A 13455-nucleotide genomic window follows, 5' to 3' on the forward strand; every position below is an offset into this window, starting at 1 on the left:
CATCCACTTTCAGCCCACGGACGAAACCTCGCCATGATCCAAAGCATGACCGGCTACGCAGCCGTGCAACAGGACCTCGGTCCCGTTATCCTCAATCTGGAACTCAAGGGCGTCAATTCGCGCTATCTCGACATCAACTTCCGCGTCGGCGATGAATTGCGCTTTCTCGAAATGCCGCTGCGCGAGATGATCGCCGCGCGGATCGGGCGCGGCAAGCTCGAATGCCGCGGCAGCCTCAGTCCGGCCACCGCCAGTAGCCAGCGCAGCCTGGCGCCGAATCCGGAACTGCTCGCGCAGCTTGCCACACTGCAGGAGCAGGTGCGCCTTACCTTGCCCGCTGCCGCGTCGCTCACGGTGGCCGACATCCTGCGCTGGCCCGGCGTCATCAGCGAACAAACCCTGGCGCAGGACACCCTGCAACGCGAATGCCTCTCCCTTGCCGCGCGCGCCATCGACGAATTCCTCGCCACCCGCGCGCGCGAGGGCCGCAAGCTGGCGGAGATGATCCGCGAGCGCGTCATGCGCATGCGCGAACTGGTGAACGAAGTCGCCCCGCTGCTGCCACGCGCGCTGGCCGATTATCAGGAGCGCCTCGCCACCCGGCTGCGCGAAGCCGTCGCCGCGCTCGACGAAGATCGCATCCGCCAGGAAATCGGCGTCTATGCCGCACGCATCGACGTCGCCGAGGAACTTTCGCGGCTGACCGCTCATCTCGGCGAACTCGAACGCATCCTCGACAAGGGCGGCGCCGTCGGCAAGCGTCTCGATTTCCTGATGCAGGAGCTCAACCGCGAAGCCAACACGCTCGCCTCGAAATCCGTCTCCGCCGACATCACCGCCGCCGCCCTGGAAATGAAGCTCCTCATCGAACAGATGCGTGAGCAGGTGCAGAACCTGGAGTAGATCGAGCGCCGCCTGGCGGCAAATACGCAAGGCACGCTTGATCGCTCCGGTGGCGGCCCGGGTTTGTGTTGTAAAATCCCCCGCGCCGCAGCTTCACGAACCGGCACATGCGCCTGTAGCTCAGTTGGATAGAGTACTGCCCTCCGAAGGCAGGGGTCGGACGTTCGAATCGTCTCAGGCGCGCCATTCCTTGCTGCAGCAAGGAGCCCTGCCAAGCAGGGTACTCACTCCTCTTGCACCTTTTGGCTTCGTCACCGTTTCCGGCGCATTACCCCGTCTTGTGGGAAATTTTGCGGATGAGCAGGGAAGCCGGGGCGGGGCGCTTGAGGATTTCCAGGGTGATGATGCCGTCGTAGATGCGTTGACTCGCAGCGCCTTTGGGCCGCACTTTGGCTTGAAAACCGCCCTGGCCGCGATAGATGTCGCCGTCCTGCACCCAGTTCATGTCGTAGATGTATAGCTTGCGCGCGGCGGTGGTGCGGAACAGGTTGTCGTAATCGTTGCGGATGCGCGTCTTGCCGCCGTTTTCCGCGCGCGCGTTTTCGTCGAACAGGGCGAGAAAGGCTTCCAGGTCGCCCTTTTCATACAGCAGGGTGAATGCGCCCAGCAGGGTGTCCAGGCTTTCCTGGCGGTTGTCGACAGTGGGTTGGGCTTCGGGTGCAGGGGTTGGCGTCGGAGTTGGAGTTACATTCGTCACGATGATCGGGGCTGGCGTGGGCGGCGTTTCAGCGCGCGCGGCAACGGGCGGCGTTGTTGGCGCGACGGGGGCCGCCATTGCCTCCTTGCGGCGCGGTTGCTCTGCGGGCAGTGAGGTTGCGGTGACGGGAAGTCTGGGGAGCGGACTGCTCGCTGTTTGCGGTTTGGCCACAGATGCGGGAGCAGGTGCTGGTGCCGTTGGCCGGGGTGCTGCCAGTGCAGATTTTGCCGATGCGGGCGGTGTGGAGGATGTGGATGCTGTTGGCGGTGCGGAAATGGTAATCGCTTTGGCAGGCAGCGGAATGGTTGCCGTTGTTGTTGCCGCTGCGGCAGTCACGGCGGGAACAGCGGACGGCGCCGTCGCCAGTTTGTCGGCGTCACTCGTTGCAGTCGTGGTTGTTGCCATTGCCATGGCTGGTAATTGCAGGCCACCGGGTGCCTCGGTTGAGGTTTCATCATCCGACCAGGCCGCTGCAAGTTCCTTCAGGCGTTCGATCTGCGGGTTGTCATGCTGTGTCGCCACGGGCGCGGATGTGGCAGGCAGCGCTTGCGCTTGCGAAAAATCATCCCCCATGCCGATGGCGCCCGTCGGCGTCTGGTTGAGATAGACCACGCCAACTGCGGCCATGGCGAGCAGCGCGAAGCCGCCCAGCACGAGTTGCGGCAGGTGCCGGGCCACGCGGGGGGAGAGGATGGGTGTGGCAGGTTCCGGCGCGTGGCGGCGCAGCGTCGGGCGCATCTGCGGCATCTGGATGGCCGCCTGGCGTGCCTGGCGCAATGATAAGTCGTAAGCCGTGCGCGTGGCCGGCTGGCGCAGCGTGGTATAGGCCAGATTGATGCGCGCGGCATGCGCCGCCTTGCGCTCGCTTTCCATTGCCAGCACGCGGCGATCCGGGTGGAACAGGCGCATCAGCAGGCGATGGTTTTCCTTGAGCTCGTCGAGGCTGGCCGTGGGACGCACCCCCAGCACGCGGTAATGGTTTGCATCGTGTGCCAGCAGCACCTGCTCGATGAAGAACAGCGCCGCTTCGCGGACATCCGTCGGGGCGGAGAAGGGCGGCAGTGCCATGCCTTCCGGCAGCGCCGCGCCGCCGGCCAGGCGCAGCAGCAAGCCGATGTCGTCCGGCAGATCGGCCTTGCCGTGCAGCAGCTCGTAAAACTGGCTGGGCGTTTGATGAACGGCAAGCGCGAGCGACAGGCCGTCCGGCAAGCTGCCGTTTCCGTCGCGCCCGCCGTTCATGCCGCTCGTTTCACTCATGCCATCGGGCGTTCCGGCTTGCTTTCGCCGTACTGATAGTAGTAATAGTTATTGTAGTAGCCATAGGAACTGCCGCGCGCGCCCACCTTGGTCAGGATGCCGCCGATCAGCCGGCTGCGCGTGGCGAGCAGCCGCTTCACGGCATTGCGCGCATGATCCCGTCCGGTGCTGCCGGCTTCGACCACCAGCAGCGTGGCCTCGGCCAGACTGCCCAGCAGCGGCGCATCGGCCAGTCCCAGCACCGGCGGCCCGTCGATGAGCACGTGATCGAATTTTTCCGCCGCCAGATTGAGGAATTGCACCATCTTGCTGCTGCCCAGCAGTTCCGCCGGATTGGGCGGCAGCGGCCCGGAAGGCACCAGGAACAGCTTCGGCACATGCGTGGCGCGGGTGATCGCCGCCGGTTGGGCTTCGCCGGCCAGATGATTCGTCAATCCGGTTTCATTGCTGATGGACAGCTTCTTGTGCAGCGAGGCCTTGCGCAAGTCACAGTCGACCAGCAGCACGGTCTTGCCTGCCTGGGCGAAGTGAATGGCCAGGCTCAACGCCGTGGTGCTCTTGCCTTCGCCCATCGAGGTACTCGTCAGCATCAGCACCTTGGGCATGCCTTCCGCCGTGGAGAACTGCAAGGCCGTGCGGATCGAACGGTGTGCCTCGGCAAAGCCCGAGCGGGGATCGGCATTTTCTGTCACCGCCAGTTCCTGACCGTCCGCCGTGCCCTTCACCGCCGGCACGATGCCCAGCACCGGCAGACCGAGCAGCTTCTCCAGATCTTCCGGTTGCTTGATGGTGTCATCCAGATGCTCGAACAGGAAGGCCAGGCCGATGCCGCCGAACAGTCCGAGGAAGGCCGCGATCAGCGCATTGAGCATCACTTTCGGTTTGAACGGCAACAGCGGCACTTCGGCCTTGTCCACCACCGTGATGTTATTCACCCCGACGCCGCCGGCCACGCCGACTTCCTTGTAGCGCTGCAGCAGTCCTTCGTAGAGCTGACGGTTGGTATCCACTTCGCGCTGCAGCAGGTTGTACTGGAAGCTGCGATCCTGCACGTCCAGCACGGTCGATTTGCTCTCCTGCAGCTTGCCGGCAAACAGCGCTTCCTGAGCCAGCGCGGCTTCGTACTTGGCCTTCAGCGCGCCGCGAATGGCGTTGATTTCCTCGTCGATCTTCGCCTGCAGCTCGGCAATCTGCGCTTCTATCTGCTGCATCTTCGGATAGGCCGGCTTGTAGATTTTCAGCCCCTCCTGATAATCGCCCTCCAGTTGGGCCCTGCGCGCCTTGTATTCCTGGATCACCTTGCTTTCCAGCACGGCCGGCAGCGCCGAGGAATCGCCCGCTTGCACCTGTCTGTAGAGCGATTCCGCCTGGATCCGCTCGCCCTGCGCCTTGGCCAGCGCCGTGGTGAACTCCTGCATCGCCTGCGAATCCGGGCTGGGCTGTTTTTCTCCGGGCTTGACGATGCCTTCCTTGCGGGTGAACTCGTTCAGGGCTTTTTCGGAATCCTCCAGTTTCACCTTGATCTGCTGCAGGCGTTCCTGCAGAAACGTCTTGGCATAGGAAGACGCATCCATGCGGCGTTCCAGGTTCAGGTTGATGAACACCGTCGCGACCGTATTCGCCACTCGCGCCGCCAGCCTGGCGTCGGGACTGTCGAAATGCACCTTGACCAGGCGGGAATTGCGCAGCGGCTCGATGGTCAGTTGATCGAGGAAGGTATTCACCAGCTTGGCTTCCGTCTCGCCCTCGACGGTTTCCCGCGCCGGATCGTCCTGGCTGCCGCCCAGCAGCTTGCCCCAGGTTTCCTTCTCCTTTTCGTCTTTCCTGTACAGCGGGTGCTCGGCCAGGTTGAGCTGTTCGATCACCCGCTGGGCGAGCGTGCGGCTCTTCAGCAATTCATACTGCGTCTGGTAGAAATCCTTGCTGCTGCCGCTCGTTTCGCTGGGCGAGACCTCCTCGATCTTCATCACCTTGGCTTCCTGCTGCTCGATCTGCAGGGTCATGCTGGCGCGATAGATCTTGGTCATCAGGAAGGTGGCCGTCAGCACCGCCACCACGGTGATCAGGAAGAACGTCAGCACCGTGCCCTTGCGCTTGACGATGACGTTCCACAACTCGCGCAGGTCGATCGTATCGTCGTCTTCATCATCCTGCCGTCCGCGCGGCTCCTGCAGCAGCAGGGTGGATGGCAGCATGTCGCGACGCTCGACCAGTGCGCCGACACTTTTCGGCTTCTCGTTTTCCGGTTCGGGATTGCTGGCGTTTTGATTCGTTGAATCGGTCATCTCAAGGTTCCATAACTGACGAAGCCGCGGATCGGATCAAGGATGCGGGTGAGCATGGAACGTCCGGCCGATCTTTCGACCACCACGACGTCATCACCCTTGATCATGGGATCTTCGGCACGCCCGTTGCGGATCTGTTCCAGGTCGAAGACCATGATTTCCTTTTCGCCATTCGGCAGCGCCCGGATGATCTTGATCTCGTTTTCATCCGCCAGCGAACCCAGCCCTTCGGCCCGCGCCAAGGCGGAAAGCAGCGTCGTGCGTCCCTGGATCGGATAGCTGCCGGTCTTTCTGACTTCACCCTCGATGATCACGCGCTGGCTGACGTATTCCTTGATGAACACGCTCACTTGCGGATCCTGCAACATGTTTTCGGCGAGCTTGGCCGCCAGCGTGTCCTCCAGCTCCTGCGCCGACAGACCGCCCGCCTGCACGGCGCCGATCATCGGCAGCGTGATCTGGCCGCGCGAGTTCACCCGCACCGAGCGCGAAAGATCCGGTACCTGGAACACCGAAATTTCGAGCAGGTCATGGACGCCGATCCTGTACTCATCGACCTGCTGTCCGAATGTCTGCGCCGGTGCTGGAGTTGGAGCTGGAGTCGAAGCCGGCGCAGCATCTGCGGCCTTATCCACATCCGCGGCCACATTCTGCGGCGCGGTCTCTTCGGCCAGCGCCACGCTGCTGGCCATCAGCCAAAGCGCTGCGCCAAGGCCATAGAAAATCTGCTGTCTCATACGGTCACCTATCGAAGACAGATACGCCACCCGGCATCGGAGATCAGAGTGACGTGAAATGACATGACGTTCGCGTTCGCTTTCGCAGGCCGTGGGCTGAAGGCTGAAAATTCAAAGCGGCGAGGCCGGGCGGGGTGCCCGGACAAGCTCAGGAAGCGGAACGTCCCCACAAACGCGCCCAGAAACCCGATTTTCTGCCGTGCCGACGGCTACCTCGGTTACGCTCCGGCAAAGGCGGCATTTCATCGGGTGCAAGATTGCGCAGTATACCTGCAGGCCGGGTCTCCACCAAGTGAGTCGCCTCCTCCGCGCCCACCCATTTTGCCGCCGCCTCGCGTCCTTCCGTCAGCAGCGGCGGACGGCGCTGCACGCCATGCGAATCCGTCGCCAGCACATGCACCCGGCCCTCGTCCAGCATGCGCTCGCCCCAGTAGCGCGCCTCGCTGCCGAAACGCCCGGTCAGGCTGCCCGAGGTGATCTGCATCCACGCCCCCTGATCGACCAGCGCGCAGAAGGTCGGGTAATGGTCACTGATCCAGGTCAGCCGCTCGGGATGCGTGATCAGCGGCACATAACCCGTCGCCAGCAGATTGAACACGAACTCATCGAAACGCGGCGGCGCGACATGATGCGGCGGCTCCAGCAAAAAATACCGCGTCCCGCCCAGCGTCGGTACATCGCCCGAACGCAGCCGCGCCGGCAGCTCCGGCGCCAGATGCGCATCCGCTCCCGTCGTCAGGCGCAGGGCGATCTCCGCCTCGTCCAGTGCCGCCTGCAGGCGCGCCACGCCGCTGCGGATGATCTCGCCGGTATTCTCGAACACGCCGGGATAAATATGCGACGTACACGCCGTGACCGCGATGCCATCGGCCACCGCCACCCGCGCCATCTCCAGCGAAGTCTCCAGATCCGGCGCGCCATCATCGATGCCCGGCAACATATGGCAATGCAGATCGATCATCGGGCGATAATAAAACAATTCCCCATCATGCGATCCGCCCAGCCATGAAAATCACCATCGCCGGAACCGGCTACGTCGGCCTCTCCAACGCTCTGCTGCTCGCCCAGCACAACGAAGTCGTCGCGCTCGATATCGTTGCCGAAAAGGTCACCCTGCTCAACCGCAGGCAATCCCCCATCGAAGACGCCGAAATCCAGGACTACCTGGCGCGCAGATCCCTCGACTTCCGCGCCACGCTCGACAAGCATGACGCCTATCGGGGCGCCGACTACATCATCATCGCCACGCCCACCGACTACGATCCGGCCAGCAACCACTTCAACACCGCCTCCATCGAAACCGTCATCCGCGACGTCATCGCCATCAACCCGCAGGCGGTGATGGTCATCAAATCCACCGTTCCCGTCGGCTACACCGCCAAAATGCGGCAAACCCTGGGCATCGACAAGCTCATCTTCTCCCCCGAATTCCTGCGCGAAGGCAAGGCGCTCTACGACAACCTCCATCCCTCGCGCATCGTCGTCGGCGAGCGAAGCGAACGTGCGCAAACCTTCGCCCGCCTGCTGCAGCAAGGCGCCATCAAACAAAACATTCCCACGCTGTTTACCGGCAGCGCCGAAGCCGAAGCCATCAAACTCTTCGCCAACACCTACCTCGCCATGCGCGTGGCCTACTTCAACGAACTCGACACCTACGCCGCCAGCCACGGTCTCGATCCCCGCCAGATCATCGAAGGCGTGGGCCTCGACCCGCGCATCGGCAACCACTACAACAACCCCAGCTTCGGCTACGGCGGCTACTGCCTGCCCAAGGACACCAAGCAACTCCTCGCCAACTACCAGCACGTGCCGCAAACCCTCATCCGCGCCATCGTCGACGCCAACACCACGCGAAAGGACTTCATCGCCGAAGACATCCTGCGCCGCAATCCCGAAATGGTGGGTATCTATCGCCTGGCGATGAAAACCGGCAGCGACAACTTCCGCGCCTCGGCCATCCAGGGCGTGATGAAGCGCATCAAGGCCAAGGGCATCGAAGTCATCGTCCACGAACCCGCGCTCAGGGAACACACCTTCTTTCATTCACGTGTGGTCAACGATCTGGACAGCTTCAAGCGCCAGGCCAGCCTCATCGTCGCCAACCGCCAGACCCCAGAACTCGCCGACGTCGCCGACAAGGTCTATACACGTGATCTGTTCGGCAGTGACTGAATCAGTCCGGGTTCGCGAGCGACTGTCCCAGTTCCCAATGGAGCGGGATTTATTCGAAGCTTTTCCTGACTCGTTAATCGCGCTGACCGAACGGTAGGAATAAATATGGAACCGTGATTCTTCTGGACAAGCGCTTGTAACCGCTTGTCCATCCTCCCAAACCCTCATACAATTTTGCTCATTTTTTAACCGACTTGCCCGGTGCCCTGTGACTCCAAAAGAGCAGACCCACTTCAAGATACTGCGTGCCATCGAGCTCAATCCGCAGATCACCCAGCGTGAAATTGCCCGGATGCTGGGCGTCAGCAATGGCAAGGTGCACTACCTGATGAACGCCCTGATTGAAAAAGGGCTGCTCAAGATTGAAAGCTTCAGTAATAACAACGGCAAGGTCGGCAAAGTCGCCTACCTGCTCACGCCGGAAGGTATTCGCAACCGCATGGCCCTCACCAAGGCCTACCTCGCCCGCAAGGAAGCCGAATACGAAGCACTCTGGGTCGAGATCAAGGCACTGCGCCAGGACGCAGACCAGGTAACCGAAACTCACGCTGCAGCACCCGCTCCGGGTGCCCAATAGCATGGTGTCCCCCCTGAAAGTCTTGAGTATCTTCGGTACGCGCCCGGAGGCAATCAAGATGGCACCGCTCGCGCTGGCGCTTGCCGCCGACGGCCGTTTTGATGCCAGGGTCTGCGTCACCGCTCAGCACCGCGAAATGCTCGATCAGGTGCTCGGCCTGTTTGCCCTTACGCCCGACTACGACCTCGACATCATGCAGCCGGGCCAAGACCTGACCGATATCACCAGCGTCATTCTGCAGGGCATGAAAGGCGTACTGTCCGACTGCCAGCCCGACATCGTGCTGGTTCACGGCGATACCGCCACCACCTTTGCCGCCACGCTGGCAGCCTATTACCAACAGATCCCAGTCGCCCATGTCGAAGCCGGCCTGCGTACCGGCAACCTGTATTCACCCTGGCCGGAAGAAGCCAACCGCAAGCTCACCAGTGCACTGGCCGTCCTGCACTTCGCCCCCACCGAGCTATCCAAAGCCAACCTGTTGCGCGAAGGCATCGCTCCGGAAAGTATCGTGGTTACCGGCAACACGGTGATCGATGCACTGCTCGATGTAGTGAACAAGCTTGAGCGGGATGACAACCTGCGCGCCCAGGCCGCCGCGCCCACAGCCTTTCTTGACGCGGCGCGGCGCATCATCCTGGTTACCGGCCACCGCCGTGAAAGCTTTGGCGGCGGCTTCGAGCGCATCTGCCAAGCGCTGATTGAAGTGGCCCGGCAGCACCCGGAGGTGGATATCGTCTATCCAGTGCACCTCAACCCCAACGTGTGCGAGCCGGTCAATCGCCTGCTCAAAGGCATCGCCAACATCCATCTCATTGAACCGCTGGACTACCTGCCCTTCGTCCACCTGATGAGCCGGGCCCACTTCATCCTCACCGACTCCGGCGGCATCCAGGAAGAGGCCCCCTCTCTTGGCAAGCCAGTACTGGTCATGCGCGACACCACCGAGCGCCCGGAAGCCATCGAAGCGGGCACGGTCGAACTGGTCGGCACTCATACTGACGCCATCTGCCAACAGATCAACCGTCTGTTGCAAGACCAGCAGGCTTACAGCAGCATGGCCATGGCGCATAACCCTTATGGCGACGGCAAAGCCTGTGACCGTATCCGGCAAGTACTGATCGACTGGCAAGCAACCCGCAAGGAATACGCATGAGCTTCAACACTATCTCGATGATCGGCCTTGGTTACATCGGCCTGCCCACCGCAGCCGCTTTTGCCTCGCGCAAGGTCAAGGTGATTGGTGTTGATATAAACCAACACGCAGTGGAGACCATCAACAAGGGCCAGATACACATTGTCGAACCCGACCTGGACATGGTGGTGCACGCCGCAGTCAGTGAAGGCTACCTGCGTGCTACGACCACCCCGGAGCCAGCCGAAGCCTTTCTGATTGCCGTGCCCACGCCCTTTATCGACAATGGAAAGCAAACCAACAATCGCGCACCGGATCTGAGTTACATAGCCTCAGCTGCGAAGGCCATCGCTCCGGTACTGCAAAAAGGCAACCTGGTCATCCTCGAATCCACTTCCCCCGTCGGTGCCACCGAACAGTTGGCCGCCTGGCTGGCCGAAGCACGCCCGGACTTGAGCTTCCCGCAAACCCATGGCGAAGCCTCGGATATCCGCATCGCCCACTGCCCCGAGCGTGTCCTGCCTGGCCATGTGCTGCGTGAGCTGGTGCAGAACGACCGGGTAATCGGTGGCATGACGCCCAAGTGCTCGGCAGCGGCAGCACGCCTCTACAAAACCTTTGTGGTGGGCGAATGCGTTATCACCAACGCCCGCACCGCCGAAATGTGCAAGTTGACCGAAAACAGCTTCCGCGACGTCAATATCGCCTTCGCCAACGAACTCTCGATCATCTGCGACAAGCTCGACATCAATGTGTGGGAGCTGATCCGCTTGGCCAACCGCCACCCGCGAGTCAACATCTTGCAACCCGGCCCCGGCGTGGGCGGCCACTGCATCGCCGTCGATCCCTGGTTCATCGTCAGCAAAACGCCGGAACAAGCCCGCCTGATCCGCGCCGCCCGCGAAGTGAACGACAGCAAACCCGAATGGGTCATCAACAAAGTCAAGCTGACCGTAGCCGATTACCTGCAGGCCAACCCAGAAAAGACCGCCAGGGATGTCACCATTGCCTGCTTTGGCTTGGCCTTCAAGGCGGATATTGATGATCTGCGCGAGAGTCCGGCGATGGATATTGTCCAAAGTCTTGCTGATCAACACCCTGGTCCAGTTCTGGCGGTGGAGCCCAACATCAAAGCGAAACCAGCGAGTCTGTCAGACAAGGTAGCGCTTGTTTCTGCCGAAGCAGCCATTCAGAAAATGCAAATTGCCGTTCTTTTGGTGGCGCATAAATCGTTTCGAGAGATACCGAAGAGTAATTGGTCGAATAAGCAATTTATAAAGGCCTGTAGCATTTTGCAGGTGTGACCAGGATACCAGCGCTGCAATTTGTTGAAGGGATAAGCAGCATGTTCCACAGGATCAAAAGGATTGTTCCATCCTCTCTAAAAACCTACCTGGCGCCCCTTTACCAAAAGACGGTAGGTGACAGGTACAAAATATGGCTAGTTCGCCATATGCACAAGAGGCATCAGCGGCTTTTGAAGCTGCTCAATGGAAAGCAGCGTATACGTGTGGTTTTTCTAGTAATCCATAAGAGTATGTGGAAAGTTGACCCGGTATTTCAAAAAATGTTGACTGATCCCTTCTTTGAGCCAATCGTTCTAATTTGCCCTTTTATCGTCCATGGTGAAGAGCAGATGTGGATTGATATGCTTGAGGGGCTTGAGTACTTCAACGGAAAAGGCTACCCGATCTGTTCAGCATATAACAATAATAAAAAGTGTTGGGTTAAACTGAAGGAGATGGCACCAGATATTGTTTTCTTTACAAACCCAAACAGGTTAACTTTCAAAGAATACTATGAAAATGCATATTTGAATTATTTAAGTTGTTATGCTGGCTATGGGATATCCGTAGTGGACTACAATAATGGCCAATCACAATATAACCAGGATTTCCATAACGCCTGCTGGAAGATCTTTGTTCAGAACAAAAATATGTATGACCAATTCTTGAGATATTCGTATCGTGATACAGAAGGTTTACATATTGTTCTCGATGCAATAATAGAAGACTTGTTGGCCTCAAAGGCTGATTGTAAGAGTGCATGGAAAAATTTCAATACACATAAGAAGGTTATTTTTGCACCACATCACACTATAAATAAGGATTCCTCTCTTCAATTAGGCAATTTTCTGGAGTTTGCCGAATTAATGAAGCAGTTGGTTATGGATACAAGAAAAGATATAACATGGTCATTCAAGCCCCACCCTATCTTGAAGTCAAAGCTTTATGCGCATAAAGAATGGGGGGCTGATAGAACCGATGCCTACTATGGTTTCTGGGCAAGTCAACCCAATTCACAACTGGATGAAGGTGGCTACATAGACCTGTTTGTACAGTCAGATGCGTTGATCCACGATAGTGCGGCATTTATTGCTGAATATATATTTACAGATAAGCCAATGCTTTATCTCATGAATAGTCGTACAAGAAAAAACTTAAATGATTTTGGAAATCAGTGTTTGAATACTGCCTCGGAAGCATGGAATGGAAAAGACATCAGGGCTTTCATAAGTGATCTAATGGCAAATTCTGATGGTATGCTGGAGAGTAGGCGGAAATTTATTGCTTGGTATTTAAATGGCCTTGAAGTAAATAAGTCCTCCTCTGCCATTGTTGACATAATAAAAAGCAGTGTAAGGGAATTGAATAAATGAGAGCTATATTTCTAGGTAAGTTCCAGCCGCCGCACTTGGGGCATATCAGAACTATTCTAAAAATATCTAAGGAATTTGATTTTGTAACTGTTGGAATCACCATGGGTGAGCCAAAGGTTATGGAATATAAGGATGTGAAACGTATTCTACAAGAAGTTTTTGAGGCTAATAAAAATATCCTTGTGGAAACAATAGAGGGCACCATAGAGGGTGGCACCTCAAATATAGACAATCTGGATTTTGATGTTGTTGTTTCAGGAAACCAAAAAGTACTGGATATTCTGCAAAGGCGCGGTTATAGAGTCAAGTTCCAATCTCGCACAGAAGGTAAAGGGTATAGCGGGAGTGAGATAAGGAGCCTGATTGAAAGTAAAAGTAGTACATATATCGAGAATCGAACCCAAGGCTATAATTTCAAAATTCTTCCGACTGTTTTATTGAAGCCACTAGAGCTGGTTTATCCATCACATTTTAGGAATATTGAGAAGCTTATTCTTAAGGATGGCGTGATGAAGAGGCCAATAATTATTGATGCAAGATACAATATTGTTCTTGATGGATCGCATCGCTATGCTTTTCTACTCAAGTATGGTTATAAATATGCTCCTGTGATCGTTGTGAACTATGAAGATGATTCAATTTTTGTTGGAAATCATTTAAAGCATAGATATTTAGTTGATGAGAATTTCGTTATTTCAAAGTCTGAAGTTGTATCAAGAGCATTAAATGAGAATCTTTTTAGAGCAAGAACAACCAGGCATTTTTTTCCTTTTAGAAAAATTGATTATCCTGTTTGCTTAGAGCAATTGGAGAAAGCCGAACCTAGAAATATTGATTATCTTATTGAAAACTGTACGCTTGCTGACGAAATAGAAGCGGATAAGCAATATATTAGTGAGTTGGATGAGGAGCTGAGTATAGTAAATGAGTATATAAAGGAACAGAATGGCGTCAAGGAATATCTTTCTTATCAAGTAGTAGAAATGGAAAAGGAAATAAGTAATACCAAGAAGGTTTGAGAGACTTCAGAAGT

General features: G+C 57.4%; 11 protein-coding genes and 1 tRNA gene. 8 read left to right on the top strand and 4 right to left on the bottom strand.

The genetic code is table 11. The annotated features are described in order from the left end of the window. Positions 1-33 precede the first annotated feature (33 nt). Positions 34-903, top strand: coding sequence for a YicC/YloC family endoribonuclease (locus SDENCHOL_RS03545; protein WP_154716091.1), 870 nt, complete (start codon positions 34-36; stop codon positions 901-903). A gap of 109 nt (positions 904-1012) precedes the next feature. Next, positions 1013-1089 (top strand) — tRNA-Arg (locus tag SDENCHOL_RS03550). Positions 1090-1171: 82 nt separating this feature from the next. On the opposite strand, the gene SDENCHOL_RS03555 is transcribed toward SDENCHOL_RS03550, so the two are convergent. The 4 genes from SDENCHOL_RS03555 to SDENCHOL_RS03570 form a co-directional block, all read right to left on the bottom strand. Continuing rightward, complete coding sequence (locus SDENCHOL_RS03555) at positions 1172-2857, bottom strand: J domain-containing protein (RefSeq protein ID WP_154716092.1); 1686 nt, start codon at positions 2855-2857, stop codon at positions 1172-1174. Next, on the bottom strand, positions 2854-5142 hold the full coding sequence (locus tag SDENCHOL_RS03560; protein WP_154716093.1) for a GumC family protein: 2289 nt from the start codon (positions 5140-5142) through the stop codon (positions 2854-2856). The genes SDENCHOL_RS03555 and SDENCHOL_RS03560 overlap by 4 nt, the downstream gene beginning before the upstream one ends. Continuing rightward, positions 5139-5879: a polysaccharide biosynthesis/export family protein gene (locus SDENCHOL_RS03565; RefSeq protein WP_154716094.1), complete on the bottom strand. Its 741-nt coding sequence runs from the start codon at positions 5877-5879 to the stop codon at positions 5139-5141. The genes SDENCHOL_RS03560 and SDENCHOL_RS03565 overlap by 4 nt, the downstream gene beginning before the upstream one ends. A gap of 148 nt (positions 5880-6027) precedes the next feature. Continuing rightward, on the bottom strand, positions 6028-6840 hold the full coding sequence (locus SDENCHOL_RS03570) for a tyrosine-protein phosphatase (RefSeq protein WP_154717344.1): 813 nt from the start codon (positions 6838-6840) through the stop codon (positions 6028-6030). Positions 6841-6884: 44 nt separating this feature from the next. On the opposite strand from SDENCHOL_RS03570, the gene SDENCHOL_RS03575 reads away from it, so the two are divergent. The 6 genes from SDENCHOL_RS03575 to SDENCHOL_RS03600 all read left to right on the top strand — a co-directional run bounded on the left by SDENCHOL_RS03575 (position 6885) and on the right by SDENCHOL_RS03600 (position 13441). After that, complete coding sequence (locus SDENCHOL_RS03575) at positions 6885-8051, top strand: nucleotide sugar dehydrogenase (RefSeq protein ID WP_154716095.1); 1167 nt, start codon at positions 6885-6887, stop codon at positions 8049-8051. Between the two features lie 208 nt (positions 8052-8259). After that, positions 8260-8628 (top strand): MarR family EPS-associated transcriptional regulator, encoded by a 369-nt coding sequence (locus SDENCHOL_RS03580; protein ID WP_197706833.1) that lies wholly within the window; start codon positions 8260-8262, stop codon positions 8626-8628. A gap of 1 nt (position 8629) precedes the next feature. After that, positions 8630-9784, top strand: coding sequence for a non-hydrolyzing UDP-N-acetylglucosamine 2-epimerase (wecB, locus tag SDENCHOL_RS03585; RefSeq protein WP_154716097.1), 1155 nt, complete (start codon positions 8630-8632; stop codon positions 9782-9784). Continuing rightward, entirely contained in the window at positions 9781-11067 is a 1287-nt protein-coding gene (gene wecC, locus SDENCHOL_RS03590; protein WP_154716098.1) for a UDP-N-acetyl-D-mannosamine dehydrogenase, read from the top strand. Before wecB ends, wecC begins: the two co-directional genes overlap by 4 nt. A gap of 41 nt (positions 11068-11108) precedes the next feature. Further along, the gene (locus SDENCHOL_RS03595; RefSeq protein WP_172954986.1) at positions 11109-12422 is read left to right on the top strand and encodes a hypothetical protein; all 1314 of its coding nucleotides are present in this window, start codon (positions 11109-11111) and stop codon (positions 12420-12422) included. After that, positions 12419-13441, top strand: coding sequence for an adenylyltransferase/cytidyltransferase family protein (locus tag SDENCHOL_RS03600; RefSeq protein WP_154716100.1), 1023 nt, complete (start codon positions 12419-12421; stop codon positions 13439-13441). Before SDENCHOL_RS03595 ends, SDENCHOL_RS03600 begins: the two co-directional genes overlap by 4 nt. Positions 13442-13455: the final 14 nt, after the last annotated feature.

The sequence above is a fragment of the Sterolibacterium denitrificans genome (genome assembly GCF_900174485.1).
In the GTDB taxonomy this organism is placed as follows: Bacteria; Pseudomonadota; Gammaproteobacteria; order Burkholderiales; family Rhodocyclaceae; genus Sterolibacterium; species Sterolibacterium denitrificans.